Source organism: Neobacillus sp. WH10, assembly GCF_030123405.1.
GTDB lineage: Bacteria > Bacillota > Bacilli > Bacillales > Cytobacillaceae > Neobacillus.
In genome coordinates this window covers 1,703,522-1,719,968 of sequence record NZ_CP126110.1, presented here as the reverse complement: position 1 = coordinate 1,719,968, position 16,447 = coordinate 1,703,522, and the positions used below count along the sequence as shown (strand labels likewise).

At 37.2% G+C, this 16,447-nt stretch carries 17 protein-coding genes; 4 read left to right on the top strand and 13 right to left on the bottom strand.

Annotated features, from left to right (window positions below; all coding sequences use genetic code 11):
* Positions 1-28 precede the first annotated feature (28 nt).
* The 6 genes from QNH20_RS08080 to yknW all read right to left on the bottom strand — a co-directional run bounded on the left by QNH20_RS08080 (position 29) and on the right by yknW (position 6,104).
* The gene (locus QNH20_RS08080) at positions 29-649 is read right to left on the bottom strand and encodes a YitT family protein (protein ID WP_283922378.1); all 621 of its coding nucleotides are present in this window, start codon (positions 647-649) and stop codon (positions 29-31) included.
* Positions 650-954: 305 nt separating this feature from the next.
* Entirely contained in the window at positions 955-2,124 is a 1,170-nt protein-coding gene (gene trpB, locus QNH20_RS08075; protein ID WP_283922377.1) for a tryptophan synthase subunit beta, read from the bottom strand.
* 179 nt (positions 2,125-2,303) lie between these two features.
* Positions 2,304-3,497 (bottom strand): ABC transporter permease, encoded by a 1,194-nt coding sequence (locus tag QNH20_RS08070; RefSeq protein ID WP_283922376.1) that lies wholly within the window; start codon positions 3,495-3,497, stop codon positions 2,304-2,306.
* Positions 3,494-4,186 carry an ABC transporter ATP-binding protein gene (locus QNH20_RS08065; RefSeq protein ID WP_283922375.1) on the bottom strand — a complete coding sequence of 231 codons (693 nt, stop codon included), beginning with the start codon at positions 4,184-4,186 and terminating at the stop codon, positions 3,494-3,496. The genes QNH20_RS08070 and QNH20_RS08065 overlap by 4 nt, the downstream gene beginning before the upstream one ends.
* On the bottom strand, positions 4,183-5,289 hold the full coding sequence (locus QNH20_RS08060; protein ID WP_283922374.1) for an efflux RND transporter periplasmic adaptor subunit: 1,107 nt from the start codon (positions 5,287-5,289) through the stop codon (positions 4,183-4,185). Before QNH20_RS08060 ends, QNH20_RS08065 begins: the two co-directional genes overlap by 4 nt.
* A 143-nt stretch (positions 5,290-5,432) precedes the next feature.
* On the bottom strand, positions 5,433-6,104 hold the full coding sequence (gene yknW, locus QNH20_RS08055) for a YknW family membrane protein (protein ID WP_283922373.1): 672 nt from the start codon (positions 6,102-6,104) through the stop codon (positions 5,433-5,435).
* A gap of 277 nt (positions 6,105-6,381) precedes the next feature.
* On the opposite strand from yknW, the gene QNH20_RS08050 reads away from it, so the two are divergent.
* A complete protein-coding gene (locus QNH20_RS08050; protein WP_283922372.1) occupies positions 6,382-7,713 on the top strand; it encodes a hemolysin family protein in 1,332 nt (443 codons plus the stop codon).
* Between the two features lie 237 nt (positions 7,714-7,950).
* Here QNH20_RS08050 and QNH20_RS08045 read toward each other — a convergent pair whose 3' ends face one another.
* From QNH20_RS08045 to QNH20_RS08020, 6 genes are all read right to left on the bottom strand, one after another.
* Positions 7,951-8,583 carry a sterol desaturase family protein gene (locus QNH20_RS08045; protein WP_283922371.1) on the bottom strand — a complete coding sequence of 211 codons (633 nt, stop codon included), beginning with the start codon at positions 8,581-8,583 and terminating at the stop codon, positions 7,951-7,953.
* 16 nt (positions 8,584-8,599) lie between these two features.
* Positions 8,600-9,286 carry a GntR family transcriptional regulator gene (locus QNH20_RS08040; protein WP_283922370.1) on the bottom strand — a complete coding sequence of 229 codons (687 nt, stop codon included), beginning with the start codon at positions 9,284-9,286 and terminating at the stop codon, positions 8,600-8,602.
* Between the two features lie 412 nt (positions 9,287-9,698).
* The gene (gene tnpA, locus QNH20_RS08035; RefSeq protein WP_283922369.1) at positions 9,699-10,154 is read right to left on the bottom strand and encodes an IS200/IS605 family transposase; all 456 of its coding nucleotides are present in this window, start codon (positions 10,152-10,154) and stop codon (positions 9,699-9,701) included.
* A 193-nt stretch (positions 10,155-10,347) separates the two neighbouring features.
* The gene (locus QNH20_RS08030; protein ID WP_283922368.1) at positions 10,348-11,274 is read right to left on the bottom strand and encodes an aldo/keto reductase; all 927 of its coding nucleotides are present in this window, start codon (positions 11,272-11,274) and stop codon (positions 10,348-10,350) included.
* 100 nt (positions 11,275-11,374) lie between these two features.
* On the bottom strand, positions 11,375-11,914 hold the full coding sequence (locus tag QNH20_RS08025) for a methylated-DNA--[protein]-cysteine S-methyltransferase (protein WP_283922367.1): 540 nt from the start codon (positions 11,912-11,914) through the stop codon (positions 11,375-11,377).
* The gene (locus tag QNH20_RS08020) at positions 11,898-12,503 is read right to left on the bottom strand and encodes a bifunctional transcriptional activator/DNA repair enzyme AdaA (RefSeq protein ID WP_283922366.1); all 606 of its coding nucleotides are present in this window, start codon (positions 12,501-12,503) and stop codon (positions 11,898-11,900) included. The genes QNH20_RS08025 and QNH20_RS08020 overlap by 17 nt, the downstream gene beginning before the upstream one ends.
* A 124-nt stretch (positions 12,504-12,627) precedes the next feature.
* On the opposite strand from QNH20_RS08020, the gene QNH20_RS08015 reads away from it, so the two are divergent.
* The 3 genes from QNH20_RS08015 (at position 12,628) to QNH20_RS08005 (ending at position 14,823) form a co-directional block, all read left to right on the top strand.
* Positions 12,628-13,566: a DNA-3-methyladenine glycosylase family protein gene (locus tag QNH20_RS08015; RefSeq protein ID WP_283922365.1), complete on the top strand. Its 939-nt coding sequence runs from the start codon at positions 12,628-12,630 to the stop codon at positions 13,564-13,566.
* 315 nt (positions 13,567-13,881) lie between these two features.
* Positions 13,882-14,310, top strand: coding sequence for a cell wall hydrolase (locus QNH20_RS08010; RefSeq protein ID WP_283922364.1), 429 nt, complete (start codon positions 13,882-13,884; stop codon positions 14,308-14,310).
* A 258-nt stretch (positions 14,311-14,568) separates the two neighbouring features.
* Positions 14,569-14,823: a hypothetical protein gene (locus tag QNH20_RS08005; RefSeq protein WP_283922363.1), complete on the top strand. Its 255-nt coding sequence runs from the start codon at positions 14,569-14,571 to the stop codon at positions 14,821-14,823.
* A gap of 288 nt (positions 14,824-15,111) precedes the next feature.
* Here the strand turns inward: QNH20_RS08005 and QNH20_RS08000 are convergent, their stop codons facing one another.
* The gene (locus QNH20_RS08000) at positions 15,112-16,050 is read right to left on the bottom strand and encodes a magnesium transporter CorA family protein (protein WP_283922362.1); all 939 of its coding nucleotides are present in this window, start codon (positions 16,048-16,050) and stop codon (positions 15,112-15,114) included.
* Between the last annotated feature and the right edge of the window lie 397 nt (positions 16,051-16,447).

The window sequence follows — 16,447 nt, the reverse complement described above, 5'->3', positions numbered from 1 at the left end:
CCTATTGCCCACACATTTATAAATATAATTAGTGAACCTGTATAGAAAAATCAATAGTCTTATACGCTACGAAAAAGGTTGCTAATGAGTAGATTGCTTCGTATAAACCAAATATGAAAATCGAACACCCGAAAATGAATAAATTAAATAATAGAACATATTGTCCAATAGAAAAAGGGGACCGTTTACTAAACAAGATGGCCAACACTTCGGTCCCATCCAAACAGGCTCCAAACCGAATCGTGATCCCAACACCCAAACCTAAACAGAATCCCCCAAGGATTATCACTAAAATCGGGTTATTGGTTATGACTGGAATCGGTTCAAGCAGAAACGTTCCCATTGACAGAACAAGGTTTGCAAAAAGGCTAAGCATGAGAAACCGTCTTCCAAGGAAAGAATAAGCAAGAATGAAAAAAGGTGTATTCAATAGTAATAAAAATAAACCTACTTCCTGATGTGTGATATGTGAGAGTATAATACTAATTCCAATGATGCCACCGTCAATCACATAATTTTTCACCAAAAATAATTGTAAGGATATAGCGACTAGCAATGCTCCGCAAAAAATAAAGCAACTCCGCTTAATAAAAGACATATCTACTGCTCTGCTAAAGTTACTGTAAAATCTAACCCTTGTCCAATACATATGACTCCCCTTTTATTCAAAATCCAGTCACGAAGTATGGTTAAATATATTCCGTTATCTCATAAAAAATTCACTTCAGCACCATTGAAATATAAAAAAACCGCTAGTAACAAATACATTTTTGTCACTAGCGGTAGGTTAGTTAGCTCTCCTAACTGCTTGTTGTTCCAAAGGTTTTTGAATATGAGACCTGTCGGTCACTGAAAGCTAAATCTTCGAAATACCTGCCATCAAATTTTTTATTGATTCAAATGCAGATTAAATATAAGAAGTGTGTGTTGTTTAATCGCTCGCCCTTCACTGTCTCAATTATTTTTTAGCATATTAAAAACTTGCTCGACATCTTTATCACCGCGGCCCGAAAGGTTTACAATCAGGACATCCTCAGCAGGCAATTTCTTTGCCAGCTTAATTGCATAGGCAATTGCATGGGAACTTTCCAATGCCGGAATAATACCTTCTGTTTTACTGAGCAATTGAAATGCAGCCAATGACTCTTGTCCAGTGATTGTCACATATTCGGCTCTGCCGCTGGTTTTCAAATAACTGTGTTCTGGCCCCACACCTGGATAATCCAACCCTGCAGCGATGGAATATGTTGGCTTCGGTTCGCCTTTTTCATCCAGCAGTGTTAAACATTTAAAACCATGGATGACAGCTGGAACCCCTTCAGTTAAGGTTGGTGCCTCTGCTGGTTCAACTCCAATTAAGCGAACATTTGGTTCATCAATATAATGGGCAAATGCCCCAATCGCATTACTGCCTCCTCCTGCACAGGCAATCAAGGCAGTTGGTAGTTTTCCTTCTTTTTCAAGGACCTGACGCTTCGATTCTACACTAATAATCGACTGGAAATGTTTGACCAATGTAGGATACGGGTGCGGCCCCACAGCTGAACCTAATAAATAAAAAGTATCTTTATAATTTTGCACCAGGTCGCCCAAAGCCTCATCAACAGCATCCTTTAGGCGCCCCTGCCCTTTTTCAACAAGAACAACTTTTGCGCCTAATAATTCCATTCGAAAAACGTTAAGTGCTTGGCGCTCGGTGTCTAGTTTACCCATGTATATAATACATTCCATCCCAAACATGGCACAAGCTGTCGCTGTGGCGACACCATGCTGACCAGCTCCCGTTTCTGCGATGATCCGCTTCGCTCCCATTCTTTTAGCTAATAAAATTTGCCCAATCGCATTATTAATTTTGTGCGCACCGGTATGGTTTAAATCCTCTCTTTTCAGATAAATTTTCGCTCCGCCAATTTGTTTCGTTAAATTTTCAGCAAACGTTAACGGGCTTTCTCTCCCGATATATTCCTTAAGATAGTAGTTGAATTCATCTATAAATTCCGGGTCATCTTTATACTTAAAATACTGTTCCTCCAGCTTATTCATCACAATCTGTAAGTCATCAGGAATAAAACTGCCGCCAAACTCTCCAAAATAACCTTTACTTTCTACACTCACTTTTCCCATACTAGACTCGTCTCCTTCTATGCTACTATTTAGGTTCAGTCAGCAAAACAAAATTAACTGAATATTCCACAAATTATACTATCACACTATTCGCCTTCTGCCAACTTTAAATAACTTTCTTAGGCTCAAAAATGAGGCGCAAAAAATTATGCGCCTCACAACATACCAATATTTACCGACTATTCATATCGAAGTGATTCAATCGGATCAAGCTTGGAAGCCTTGTTCGCAGGAAGTAAGCCGAACAAAACACCAATAACCATGGAGAATAAAACACCGCCTAATACCACTTGCCATGAAACCAAGGATGGCCAGCCGGCAAAGAAGCTTACTACTGCGGATGCCCCCCATCCGAGAAAAATCCCCAGAATGCCGCCTATTAAAGTTAGAGTCATGGATTCAATGAGAAATTGCGTCAAGACCTGGCCACGGGTTGCTCCAAGTGCCATGCGGATTCCAATTTCTCTTGTCCTTTCTGTTACCGAAACCAGCATTATATTCATTACCCCAATGCCTCCGACAAATAAAGAGATACCGGCAATACTCCCGATAATCAAGGTCATAATTTTTGTAATCTGACCTATTCCTTGGGCGATTTCTTCCATATTAATAACCTGATAGGATTTTTCTGTATTATGCATATTATTTAAAAGCTTTGCCGCTTTTTTACCAGCAGCTTGCAGCTGCTCGGCAGACGCTACTTGTAGAGTTACCTGGGTAAAATCACTGCTGCCATAAATATTTCTCCATGTTTGGAACGGAAGATATACCTCCATGGAACCAAATGAAAGGAGTCCGGTCGGCTTTTCCAAGACACCAATGATTTCGATTGGCTGATTGGCAATCATCATAACTTTCCCGACAGGGTTTTCCTCTTTAAATAATTCTTCCTGCAATTTATTGCTAATTAGCCCAGCACGTCTTCCGCCAAGAAAATCAGCAGAAGTGAAACTTCTTCCCTTAGCGACCTTTAACTCATTTAACTGTAAGTAAGGCTGATTAATACCAGTTGTCGACACATCTACTGAATTTTTTTGAAATCTGGATGAAGATACTTTCGTGCTTGTGGCAACAACTCGCTTAATTTCCGGTATTTGTTCAAGAGCACGTATATCCTCTTGCTTAAACGGAGCCTGCATATAGACGTTTGGGTTCGCCCGAATTTCTTCATCTGAAGGCTGATAAAACATTTCAATCGTATTCCCCGGACCGGTAATCTGCGATTTCAACATTGCTTCTCCCCCTTGCCCGATGGCCACAACGATAATGACAGCTCCCACCCCAATAATAATCCCAAGCATCGTAAGTACACTGCGCATCTTATGTGCTTTAAGAGAACTTAATGCCATGGAAAGGTTTTCTATAAAACTCATATCAATCTCCCCCGATCCATCGAAGCAGGGGACTGGATCACTCCGTCCCTAACCATAATCGTCCTGTTTGCATACTCCGCCACTTCCGATTCATGGGTAACGACAATAACGGTTACACCTTCCATATTAAGCTCCCGGAATTGTTCCATGATATCCATGCTTGTTTTCGTATCAAGTGCTCCTGTCGGCTCATCCGCTAAGATAAGTTTAGGTTTATTAACAATCGATCTGGCAATGGCCACCCGCTGCTTTTGTCCGCCTGATAAAGCATTTGGAAGATGGTCCATCCGGTCAGCCAGTCCTACTTTCACTAATGCCTCTTCTGCTCGGTCCTGGCGCTCTTTTTTTGCTATTCCTGCATAAATCATTGGAAGTTCAACATTTTTCAATGCTGACAAACGTGGCAGCAGATGGAATTGCTGGAAGACAAAGCCGATGGATTGATTTCTAACCCGGGCTAATTCCTTGTCATTATAATGCGATACATTTTCACCGCCCAGATAATATTCACCTTTAGTTGGCTTATCCAAACAGCCGATGATATTCATCAAAGTCGATTTCCCTGAGCCTGAAGGACCCATTATGGCAACAAATTCACCTTTCTTGATGTCTAGGCTAATCCCATTTAGTACATGCACACTTTCTTTACCAAGTAAAAACGATTTTGTGATTGATTCAAGCTGGATCATTTGACTGTCACTTCCAACCCATTCTTAAGATTGTCGGGTCCACTAACAATAACTTGGTCTCCTTTTGCTACACCTTCAAGAATTTCAATCTTCTCTCCGGAGGTAATACCCGTTTTTACCTTTTGCTTATGGGCTTTTCCATCCTTTACGATAAACACAAAAGGCTTATCACCATCATCATGCACCGCATCGATTGGAAGAACCATGGCAGACCTTTTCTCAGTTTCAATTTCCATAATAACTTGGAAACCTGGCTTTAGCTCTTTTGTATCACCTGAAATTTTTACTGTAACAGGGTATTGGACAGCCTGGCTTCCATTTTGCATGCCTGCTTGGATTTGCTGAGGGAGAATGGCAATCTTAGTGATTTCCCCTTGCCACTCCTGCCCAGATACTGCGTCAGATTTTAACATAACTTTCTGTCCGCTGCTAACCTTTAATGTGTCGTATTCAGATAAAAGTCCGGCAGCTGTCATTCCTTCGAGCTTGCCAATATGTAAAATAGGTTCAGACATAGTTCCTTCCATGGACGTAGAGGCAGGTTTTTTCGCCGATAAAACCACTCCATCTATGGTACTCTTAATCTCTAATTCAGCTTGGCGCTTGCTGATCATATCCTTTTGGAGTGAAGTTTGCTTTAAATCCAAATTTGCTAATTTCTTTTCCATTTCAAGCTGTTCTTGTTCCGGAGCAATCTGTTTCTTTGCTTCTTCCTTACCGACTTGGTCGCCAAGAGTCTTTTCTTTGTCTTTTAACTCCTTAATTTTTTTATCAAGTTGGTTAATCTTCAAATTTGCCGATTCAATCGCCAATTTGTTTTGCTCTATTTCTAAGTCAAGCTGAGGATTTTGAAGTTTTGCTAAGACAGTTCCCTTCTTGACTGTTTGCCCTTCTTCTACAAGCAATTCCTTCAGCTCCCCTTTATCAGGGGCGGGATAAACAATTTGTTCCTCTTGAAGTTTTACTGTACCTGGGATCATTAACAGCGAAGAAATTTCCTCCTGTTTGATTTGAGCTGTTTTTACGGAAGGTCCTTTGGCAAAAACCTGCCGGTAAACACTGATTGAAATCATAAGGACAATCAAGCTGATAACGCTCAGCATAATCCACGTTTTCTTTTTCATCATATTGCGGGCAAAGGCAGAGAGTACCTCATCGTTTAAAAGCTAAAGGAGGACCGCCCTCCTTTGCCCTATTCTCCTTTCACTTATCTGATCTGTTTCTTCAGCTATTTGAATTTCATAGATTAAAGTTTGGGCACTCCTTGTGATAAAGTACCTATCAATCCAAAACCAATTTGGATTAAGAAGATCAAAATTGCAATTGTCCAGGCCAGCCCTTTTGAAAATTCAGCTGTTTTATGAAGCCCAATCGCCGTTAAAACTAATGACCAGATTCCGAATACTTCGATTGATCCTAAGACTCCAGCTTTCTCTTGATTCAGCAGCCCTGCTAAACTAGTAATATATATATAAATGTTTCCACCTATTGCGTATCTTATTGCATTGTTTAAAATAAGGCCTGCTGCCCCGATTATCATAATAAAAGTATTCATTGACAATAACTGTTTAAATGAAACTGTTGAACTTGCCAACCTTGCAATCGCCAATTGGATTGCACTGCTAATCAGGACACCAAAAATAGGCATTAAAACTCCTGTTATAGCAACCGTTACCTTGGCAAACATTAAAGCTATGTCAATTTGATCTTCTGGCACCCCTTGATCAATAAAAATAGATTCATTCATTGATAGTGCCATAAAGGTCGTTCCTATTACATAAAGGATACTAATAATGATTAACGGCACCCAAAATTTCGGGTTTCCCTTAATTCTTTCAAATTGAAGACCAGGGCTAATAAACATTCCCAACAAACTAGGTTTTTCTTTCTGTAAATCCACTTCTTTTTGTAATTCCATTTTCAACACCCCTATTTCCACATATGTAAATATTCCTATTAAGTATACGACAAAACGATGTAAAAGTTTCATAATTTTGGTAAATGATGCCTGATTTCTATTAATTAACTTCAAAAAACATGAACTATAGTTCATGTTTTTTGACATACTTAATAGTTTTATGTAATAATTGAACTATAGTTCATGTTCAAACAAAGCAATTTAGTAGATTACTAAATTAATATTAAATGAATATTACGACTGGGGGTGTAGGCCTTATTGTGTTAAGGCCAACCATTTGGACATAGTAAACCTGATCATCATTGCCATCTTCATTGCATTAACTGCATTTTTTGTAGCGGTAGAATTTGCAATCGTAAAAGTAAGAGGCACACGTATCGATCAACTAATTAAAGAAGGAAGAAGAGGAGCAACTGCTGCCAAGCATGTGGTTACGCACTTAGATGAATATTTATCAGCCTGTCAGCTCGGAATTACCGTTACTGCCCTGGGCTTAGGTGTGCTGGGAGAACCAACTGTATCAAAACTATTGCAGCCTCTATTTAATAAAATTCATTTAAATAGTTCAGTTAGTAATATATTATCTATCGTCATTGCCTTTGTTCTCGTAACATTTATCAATGTAGTTGTCGGAGAATTAGCTCCTAAATCCTTTGCAATTCAAAAGGCAGAAACAATTACACTTATTTTTGCAAAGCCGATGATTTGGTTTTATAAATTGTTTTACCCCTTCATCTGGCTACTTAATACTTCCTCCAGAAAGATCACCGGGTTATTCGGGCTAAAACCAGCCACCGAAAACGAATTGGCCCATTCGGAAGAAGAGCTGAGGATAATTCTTTCTGAAAGTTATCAAAGCGGGGAAATTAACGAATCGGAATTAACCTATGTGAATAATGTTTTTGATTTTAATAATCGGATTGCCAAAGAAATTATGGTACCTAGGACTGAAATGGTAAGTATATCTATCGACGATCACCCTGAAAATATAATTTCACTAATTAAAGAACAAAAATATACACGTTATCCTGTCATTAACGGTGATAAAGATAACATAATTGGAATCCTGAACATCAAGGATATCTTAACTTCCAAAATATCACATGATTCGGAAAAAAATAGGTCGATTACACCTTATATTAAACAGGTAATTTGCGTGATTGAAACCATACCAATTCAAAATTTACTACTGAAAATGCAAAAAGAAAGAACCCAGTTGGCCATCCTTTTGGATGAATTTGGAGGTACTTCTGGTCTTATAACAGTTGAAGATATCATCGAAGAAATTGTTGGAGATATACGAGATGAATTCGATACGGATGAAATTCCAGAGATCCGTAAAATTAACGATCAGCATTATATTGTGAGTGGGAAGGTTCTAATTGAAACTGTTAACGACCTTCTAGGCACATCTATTTTGAATAAGGATTTAGACACAATTGGAGGTTGGTTTCTTTCTAAGAAATTCGATGCCAAAAAAGATGACCGGATAGATTTAGATGGTTATTCCTTTAGAATAAAGGAAATGGAAGAACATCATATTTTATATATGGAGATTCAAAAGCTGGCTGAATTAGAATACATGCTTCCAAAAACCTCTGTTTCCTAACCATATATATTTTTAAATTCTAACTCACAAATTTGCATTATTAAAACGGGCTGAATCAGGAATTCAGCCCGTTTTCTATATTTCAAATGAATCAACAGTTTGTAAAATTACCTTGTTTTAGACTCCTTTATTTTGCCGTTTGCTCATTTTAAGGCATGTTTGCGCTATTTTTTATTGGCATATTCGTTTTTCTTCTATGATCCATTGCTTCTTTTATTTTACAAAAAATCCCTCTCATTATAAATGGAAATCCTGATCACAACGTTTCTCAAGATTCTTGGTGGTTTTACTTAATTTAACCTCTTTCTGGTCTTTAAAGGTTCCCATGATAATATCCATAGAAGGATTCGTTACACCATACCAGAAATTTTCATTTTTGAAATGATGCCATAAATGGATTTTTTTCATCCAGCGGCCCCAAGGGGATAACGGCTGGAATGGGCGATGTGCTCGGTAATGTACCCATTCATAATATAATAGAAATAGAATAACTCCTGTGATAAAGGCATTCGTGATGATAAGGCTAGCTGTAATAAAGTAAACAATTCCGCCAACAACGATAATATTAGGCAAGCTGTACCAAAGTGGTAAAAATAATAGATGTAAATTGTTGGGGTCTGAGTGATGGTCATAATGGATTCGTTTAAGTAACTTTAAAAAGAATGCATTCTTGGGCGGTTTCATATGGAAGAGAAACCGATGTGTCATATATTCACTTATTATATAGCCTGCCATTCCCAATACAAAAGAGACCCAAGTCCCTAATGACGACAAGTGAGAAAACATAAAGCCAAAACAAATGAGGAAAATGAGACTCATAACGAAAATATCCGGAAAGGATAAGAATTGTTTTAGATACTTGACTTTCATTTAAATCGCCTCCACCTTAGTTTTTTTCTGAACGGTTCTTCCAAAGCATCAAGCTTTTCTCCATCGCCTCTTTTGCAATCTTTTCAGCCTCTTCAGGTGTTCCATTTAATGAAGCCGCTAAAAGGTCTTGGTAATATTCAAGTGATACTCTTCTATGCTCCCCTGTTGAAAAATATCTCTGAGCCATTTTTATATAAAAGGAATTGAAGCTGTTTAAAATCAATAAATAAACCGGATTTGGCGAAAGAACGGCTAGGCCTTTCTGTAAATTCCAATCATAGTTTGCATAGCTATTAGAATCGTCGTTCAGTTGGTCTAAATCAGCAAGCAAGGCAACCACTTTTGGCCGATTCCATTCAACTGCATCATGAACATACGTTGGCGTCAGTGATTTCCTTATTTCCAACAAGTGAACAATAAATTCGTCGCTAACAAAATCATGATTTTGGATAATATGAGCAAGTGTTGTTAGATTGCCATCGTGCCAATAATCATTTACAACCGCTGGCTGTCCCTGCCTGATCGTAAGCCATCCATCCCTCCCTAACCGCTGTAGTGCCTCCCTAATTGTAGGACGGCCAACTCCGAATTCTTTTGCGAGTTCCCTTTCCGAAGGCAGTGGACTCCCTATTGGATAGTCACCCGCCATTACAGCCTTGCACAAATGCTTTTCAATAATATCTGAAGAACGTTCCTTTTCCATTACACAAATTTACCTCCAGGTCGAAGTGGTATTACAAGTTATCAATAGTGGTAATACCAGTATCTTATAATAAATTTGAATATTTTGTCAATTACTTATTAAAGGTTATTACCATTTTTCTTTTTTCTATTAGGCATTTGTTTTCATAAAAAAAGGATAGAGCTGTAGATTTCATCTACTCGTATCTATCCTGTTCCGTTTATAAAAATGAACAGTCCTTATTTCACTGTTCCGAAGGTTCAATCTTGCAAATCTGATAAAAATATAGTTGTAAGCCGTCAGTTTTTTTAAATGTAGTTTAAAGTAAGTATCCGCCCGTAAAACGGGCGGTTTTAATTTCGCCCTATAAGGGCACTTTACCAACAAAGCCCCTGAAGGGGCCTCTTAATTGACCGTCAACCGTTTATCTCCACTATTTATCTTTAAATGGATCAACGTATTCTCGCTTGCTCATGTTGTCGCGCAAACGATCCTCTGCTTCCTGTTCCCGAATATACTTTGCTATCGTTTTTTCATTTAATCCAACTGTACTTACATAATATCCTTTTGCCCAAAATGTTCGATTACCATAATTGTATTTTAAATTTGCATGTCTATCATGGATCATCAAGGAACTCTTTCCCTTTAAATATCCCATGAAATACGAAACTGACATTTTCGGTGGTATTTTGACTAACATGTGAATATGGTCTGGCATTGCATGTGCTTCAATAATTTCTACATCTTTCATTTCACATAGTCTTCTTAGAATCGCACCTATTTCCTTTCTTAGTTTCCCATAAATAATTTTCCTTCTATATTTTGGGATGAACACGATGTGATACTTACAATTCCATCTTGTATGTGATAAACTATTGTCGCTCGACATGAGCATGATCTCCTCTCGTTATTGAAGTTGGTTTGACGGCCATCTTCTATTATAACGATTGGAGATTTTTTCTCTTCTAATACAACTCTTGAAGTTTCGTTTGCACACACGCAGAGCGTGTGGTTTTAAAAGCATAATAAAAATGGCGTGGAAAATCCTCATCCTATGGACAAGAATTCCCACACCATCATTATTAAGGTACGATATTCCCTGCAGCTTTATATATTTGATACCATTCTTCTCTTGATAATCTAATTTCTGCCCCCTTACATGCGTCTTTCATTCGCTCTGCATTGGTCGTTCCAAGAACCACCTGAATGTTAGCTGGATGACGAGTAATCCAGGCAGTAGCTATCGCTGTGTTCGTAACGCCATATTTCTCGGCAATACTGTCTACCACCTCGTTCAGCTTTGGAAACCTTTCTACATCACCTAAAAACGAACCTTCAAAGAAGCCGTGCTGGTATGGGGACCATGCTTGCATTGTGATATCATGCAGACGGCAATATTCCAAAATGCTGCTGTCACGGTTAATCGCTTGGTCATTCTTCATGTTAAGGGTAATACCCGAGTCAATCATTGGTGTGTGAGCAATACTGAATTGAAGTTGATTTACCACCAGTTTATAAGGGAGGTATTTTTGTAAAAGTTCTATCTGGGCCGGATTATGGTTTGATACACCAAAATGCTTTACCTTGCCGCTCGTATGAAGATCTTCAAACGCCTCAGCTACCTCAGCAGGCTCCATTAGTGGATCAGGACGATGAAGAAGCAATATATCAAGATAATCGGTTTTTAATCGCTTTAATATACCGTTAACGGACTCAATGATATGCTCTTTCGAAAAATCAAAATAGCCTTCTGGAGAAATTATACCGCATTTACTTTGCAGGATCATTTTTTCACGTATGCTGGAATTCATTTGAATCGCTTCGGAAAAAATCTCCTCACACTGTCCCTTCCCATAGATATCTGCATGGTCAAAGAAATTAATCCCTTCATCCAATGCTGTCCGGATTAACTTTTCAGCTTCAGGCAAAGATAACTGTGTTAAACGCATATTACCCATGATCATGTTAGATACTTGTAAATCAGTGTTTGCGATGTTTATGTATTTCATTTGAGTCCCTCCTTGTAGTGTATTCAATTTCATTATACTCTTGAAAGGCAGTATATTAATAATACAACGCTTACTTGAACAAAGGGAAGTGGTTGTTCTTTTAATTACAATCAACGCTAGTTGAACTTTGCTTCTCTAACTCTAGGAGTTGTGTCTTCATCTCCAAACCACCCCGATAGCCAGTCAGAGAGCCATTTTTTCCAACAACACGATGACAAGGCACAGTAATTAACACTGGATTAGCACCAATTGCCGTTCCGACTGCACGGACTGCTGCTGGCTTATTTATACGGTTCGCAATGTCAGAATATACTCTAGTCTCTCCAAAAGGAATTTCACAAAGAGCGTTCCATACAGCAACTTGAAACTCCGTTCCATGGAAATCAAATGGAACAGTAAAATCCTTACGTTTCCTATCAAAATATTCAATTAGTTCATCTGCAAAAGGCAATAGCTTCTCCCTGTCTTCTACTAGAGGACTGTCCGGAAACCGTTTCTCTGCCCAAACAGACAGTTCTTCAAATTGCTTATTTTGTGAGCCTACGTAACATAGCCCTTTCTTTGTTGCAGCAATATATAGGTTCCAATCTTTATAATTGAGCAGTGACCAATATATAGCTGTTTTATTCATTGCTTTCATTTTGCCATTCCTCCGATTTTTCATTTCGAAATTGTGCGGGTGTATGACCCGTCATTTTTTTAAACAATGTAATAAAATAGGGTGTATTTGACATTCCTACTAACTTCGCTATATCCGCAATCGATCGATCCGACTGATGCAAATATTTTTTTGCCGTATTTATTCTAAGCTGTTGAATATATTCAACTGGCGTGGTACCGATAATCTTTTTAAAAGTCCGGTGTAAATGATAGGGACTTCCATGGCTAATATCTGCCAATGTTTCAAGCGTGAGCTTTTTATTATAATTTCTACTAATGTATTCTGTAATTAGTGCAACCCATTCATTATCTGGTAAGCGTTCATTCGTGGGTTTACAGCGTTTACACGGACGAAAATTCTCAGTTAGTGCTTGTTCAGCACTTTGAAAAATACGAACATTTTCTTTCTTAGGAACTCGTGATTTGCATGATGGTTTACAGAAAATTCCCGTAGTCTTAACACCATAAAAAAATAGATTATTGTATGATGTATCGTTGCCGATTATGGCCTGCCATTTTTCATCTGTCATTATTCCATCACGAGGATCCTTATGAAACTCTATTCCCATTTAGACCACCTCTCAATTATTATAGCTCCAGTTCTAACAGAATGTAGGTTTTCCAGAATAAAAAAGCAAGATATTGAAATTATTTTTTGCAATAATAAGTAGAAAAAGATCTGGAGGGATCCAAGTGTCAGAAGTACAAAAAACGAATGATTTTTTGGAAGATGTTAATGGAGAAATCATCATTGAATTGCCGGCAGATTTTAATTTAAATGCAAATCTTGGTTATTTAGAGCGGAACAAGAATGAGTGTATGTTTGAGGTCGAACATACAATTATTACCAGGATCATTGTTGTTGGCAAAAAACGAACTTTAGTGCAGATTAAAGTAACTGAACAAAATCAGATGATTGTTCAGTTTTTAAAAGTTTCTAACCCTCTTAATCAGTCGGAGCGTGCAGAGGTTATCAGATTCATACGTGAATGGTTTGATCTTGATCGCGAGTTAATCCCATTTTACAAAATGGCAAAAGCAGACCCGCTCCTTAATTGGCCTGTCCAAGAATTTCACGGTTTACGATTAATCGGCGTCCCTGATTTATTTGAGGCCCTCTGCTGGGGAGTTTTAGGTCAGCAAATTAATCTAGCATTTGCCTATACTTTAAAGAGACAATTTGTCGAAAAGTTTGGTGATTCTATCGAATGGAGCGGCAGGAACTATTGGGTTTTTCCCTCTTATGAACAAATCGCTAAATTATCCCCTGGAGATCTGGCAGATATAAAAATGACCGTAAAAAAGAGTGAATATATTATCGGCATTGCCCGATTAATGGCCAGCGGGGAATTATCGAAAGAAAAATTATTGGGAATGGAAACTCTTATAAATGCTGAAAAAAGTTTAATCAAAATCCGCGGGATAGGTCCTTGGACAGCAAACTATGTACTGATGCGCTGCTTACGACATACCTCAGCTTTTCCCATTGACGACGTCGGACTGCATAACGCCATCAAACATCTAACCGGTTCAGAGAAAAAGCCGACAAAGGAAGAACTCTTAAAGCTTGCATCCAGGTGGGCCAATTGGCAAGCGTATGCGACATTTTACTTATGGCGTGTTCTCTATTAAAAAACAATAAATAAAACATATATGCAGGTCATAACATTAAAGGCATCTGCCCAGAAACGGCAGATGTCATCTAGCTTTACGTATTTGATACCCCCATTTTTGTCGTAGTCACCTATTTAAGACTAACCTTTTACTGTTTGGATATGATATACCGGATTCATATACGTATTGTTCTTTAACATTTACTCAAAACAAGAACTTAATTTTTGTAATAAGACATATAATACTTAAATAGGAATATTTTTGTAAGCCGTGGTAACAAAAAATTACGTCTTAATTGGTTAGCTAGTGGGTTCAAGCCAAGGGGGGAATTGGATGGCAGTAGTAAAAGCAACAAGTTCAGATATTGATCTCTTAGCAAGATTACTTCGGGCAGAAGCTGAAGGAGAGGGAGAACAAGGGATGCTGCTTGTAGGGAACGTTGGAATAAACCGAATAAGGGCAAATTGTAGTGACTTTATTGGAATAAGAACGATCCCGGATATGGTCTATCAGCCTCATGCATTCGAAGCAGTACAGCATGGGTATTTTTATCAAAGAGCTAGAGAACAAGAAAAACGTTTAGCGCGTCGGTCTGTTGATGGAGAAAGGTTCTGGCCAGGAAAATTCAGTTTGTGGTATTTTAAACCTCCTGGTGATTGTCCACAAACCTGGTACGACCAGCCATTTGTAGGAAGATACAAAAACCATTGTTTTTACGAACCTACAGCTGAAACATGTGAAAACGTTTATAACACTTATTAAAACATGAATTACTTTTCTTTTTCATTTGAATTGTAGTGAAGCTAACCATGTAAGTGAATCAAATGCTGAATAATTAACTAGGAATCCTACAACCACGTATTTCAGACTGGTTACCTCCATAGGCGTTTTTGCCATCGGGTCAAGTTTTTAAGGTTATCCTTGTTCAACTTTTTTTAATTCTATCAATTTTGAATTTACATTTGCTTTTTTATAATTTATATATATAATAAATGTGAACTCTTATTTGGAGGGATAAATTTGGACATTGACCTGGAATTACAGGGAAAAGATGCCTTTCGTGAAGTTATTTTAGAAGGAAATTTTGGTCAAATCGCCATATGGAAAGATGGTGAGTGGTCTGTAGTTAATTCTCCTTTATATCAAGCTAAATCTAGGGAAGAGAAACCAATATATATCCTTAATGAAAAGGATTTATTAAACTCCTATGAAAATGAGGATTTCTTGGAGATGCTAATTAATCAAATTGACGAATTGTTTAGTATGGTGTCCTAAAAAGAATAAACCTATCAAGAGATGAACATACAGTTGATTTTATTAAAGTCGTATTAAATAATGATTTCTACATTCTCCACACGCTAAAAATAAATAGCGTGTTTTTTTATTTCTTTCAAAAATGGAATTAGCTGTGAACACCTAAAGTCTTGCTAACTTATTCAACTCCATTATATGAGTACTTTTATAATTCTGATACAGAATATGGCGTAAAAGCTGGTTCAAGTGATATACCTAAAGAAAAAAGCCTGTGGTTCTTTCAAAAGAACCATAGGCTTTTCAAACCATTTAGAAGAATCGTTTTTTCCAGAATATAATTGCAGTAGAACTGGCTAATACAATGGAAATTATGATAGCAATCAAAAATCCGTACTTGTAATGTTGAAATGGTAATGGAACATTCATACCATAAAAACTCGCAACCATTGTAGGTAAAGCTAGGATTATAGTAAAAGATGTCAAAAATTTCATTACAATATTTAAGTTATTTGAAATAACTGATGCAAAAGCATCCATCATACCACTTAAAATCGATGAATGCGTTTCAGCCATCTCAATAGCTTGTTGATTTTCAACAATTACATCCTCTAACAGTTCCTTGTCATCTTCAAACATTTTTAAGTAATTGCTTTTTAACATTTTCTGCATAACGATGTTATTTGATTTTAAAGAAGTCGTGATATAAACTAAACTTTTTTCCAAATTTAATAACGTAAAGAGTTCCTTGTTTTTCATTGACTGATGTAATTCTTTTTCAATTTCATCTGTCTTTTTGTTAATTAATTTTAAATTTTTAAGAAACGAAGTCGCAATTAAATAAAGAATCTGGAATGAAAATCTTGTTTTTTTGAATGTAAAAAATTGCTTTACTTTATTCTGAACAAACATATGAAAAATCGGATTGTCTTTCAAACAAACGGTTATAAAACAACCATTAGCGATAATCATTCCTAATGGGATCGTATCATATATGTCTAAACCACTATCGTCCTTTGACATTAAAGGTAGATTGACAATGATTAATACATTATCATCATCTTTTTCAATCCTTGAACGTTCTTCTTCGTCTAATGGATCTTTTAGAAAGTCTAAAGGAATTTGTGCTTTATTAGCCACATCGTTAATCTCTTGTTCTGTAGGTGATATTAGATTAACCCAGCAGCCTTTAGTAATTTCTGTTGTTTCTTCAAGTATTCCATGTTCATTTGTCAAATAAATGTTCAACATCAATATAACCTCCTCATTTGTATTGAGGAAGTCAAAAATGCCCCACCCATAGAAAAGAGTTGATTTTTTTATCTGTAATCAACCTACTGAGGAATGGTACGTTATTAACTTCCCCTTTGTACGACCTGGGATCAGGTTCGTTACAACTTCGACTACTCAAAAAATATCAACTCCTTGTAAATATAATGGATAAAGTACCTTCATATCATACACTTACAGTTTAGACTTGTAAACTTGTATTTGTATACTTTATAAATTGAATTACATTAAAACCAATTATCACTAAATTCCTGGATCTTCAACTCAAGCACCCGGTTAATTGAATAAGCAACCTTACTACTATAATTAAATAATTGTGGAAGCACACTAATTTTTTCTTAATAACTACGCACACAAA

Bases quoted from the DNA above. Each gene is read 5' to 3' on its own strand.
- QNH20_RS08080 (WP_283922378.1), bottom strand. From the start codon at position 649: ATGTATTGGACAAGGGTTAGATTTTACAGTAACTTTAGCAGAGCAGTA.
- trpB (WP_283922377.1), bottom strand. From the start codon at position 2,124: ATGGGAAAAGTGAGTGTAGAAAGTAAAGGTTATTTTGGAGAGTTTGGC.
- QNH20_RS08070 (WP_283922376.1), bottom strand. From the start codon at position 3,497: ATGAGTTTTATAGAAAACCTTTCCATGGCATTAAGTTCTCTTAAAGCA.
- QNH20_RS08065 (WP_283922375.1), bottom strand. From the start codon at position 4,186: ATGATCCAGCTTGAATCAATCACAAAATCGTTTTTACTTGGTAAAGAA.
- QNH20_RS08060 (WP_283922374.1), bottom strand. From the start codon at position 5,289: ATGCTGAGCGTTATCAGCTTGATTGTCCTTATGATTTCAATCAGTGTT.
- yknW (WP_283922373.1), bottom strand. From the start codon at position 6,104: ATGGAATTACAAAAAGAAGTGGATTTACAGAAAGAAAAACCTAGTTTG.
- QNH20_RS08045 (WP_283922371.1), bottom strand. From the start codon at position 8,583: ATGAAAGTCAAGTATCTAAAACAATTCTTATCCTTTCCGGATATTTTC.
- QNH20_RS08040 (WP_283922370.1), bottom strand. From the start codon at position 9,286: ATGGAAAAGGAACGTTCTTCAGATATTATTGAAAAGCATTTGTGCAAG.
- tnpA (WP_283922369.1), bottom strand. From the start codon at position 10,154: ATGTCGAGCGACAATAGTTTATCACATACAAGATGGAATTGTAAGTAT.
- QNH20_RS08030 (WP_283922368.1), bottom strand. From the start codon at position 11,274: ATGAAATACATAAACATCGCAAACACTGATTTACAAGTATCTAACATG.
- QNH20_RS08025 (WP_283922367.1), bottom strand. From the start codon at position 11,914: ATGAAAGCAATGAATAAAACAGCTATATATTGGTCACTGCTCAATTAT.
- QNH20_RS08020 (WP_283922366.1), bottom strand. From the start codon at position 12,503: ATGGGAATAGAGTTTCATAAGGATCCTCGTGATGGAATAATGACAGAT.
- QNH20_RS08010 (WP_283922364.1), top strand. From the start codon at position 13,882: ATGGCAGTAGTAAAAGCAACAAGTTCAGATATTGATCTCTTAGCAAGA.
- QNH20_RS08000 (WP_283922362.1), bottom strand. From the start codon at position 16,050: ATGTTGAACATTTATTTGACAAATGAACATGGAATACTTGAAGAAACA.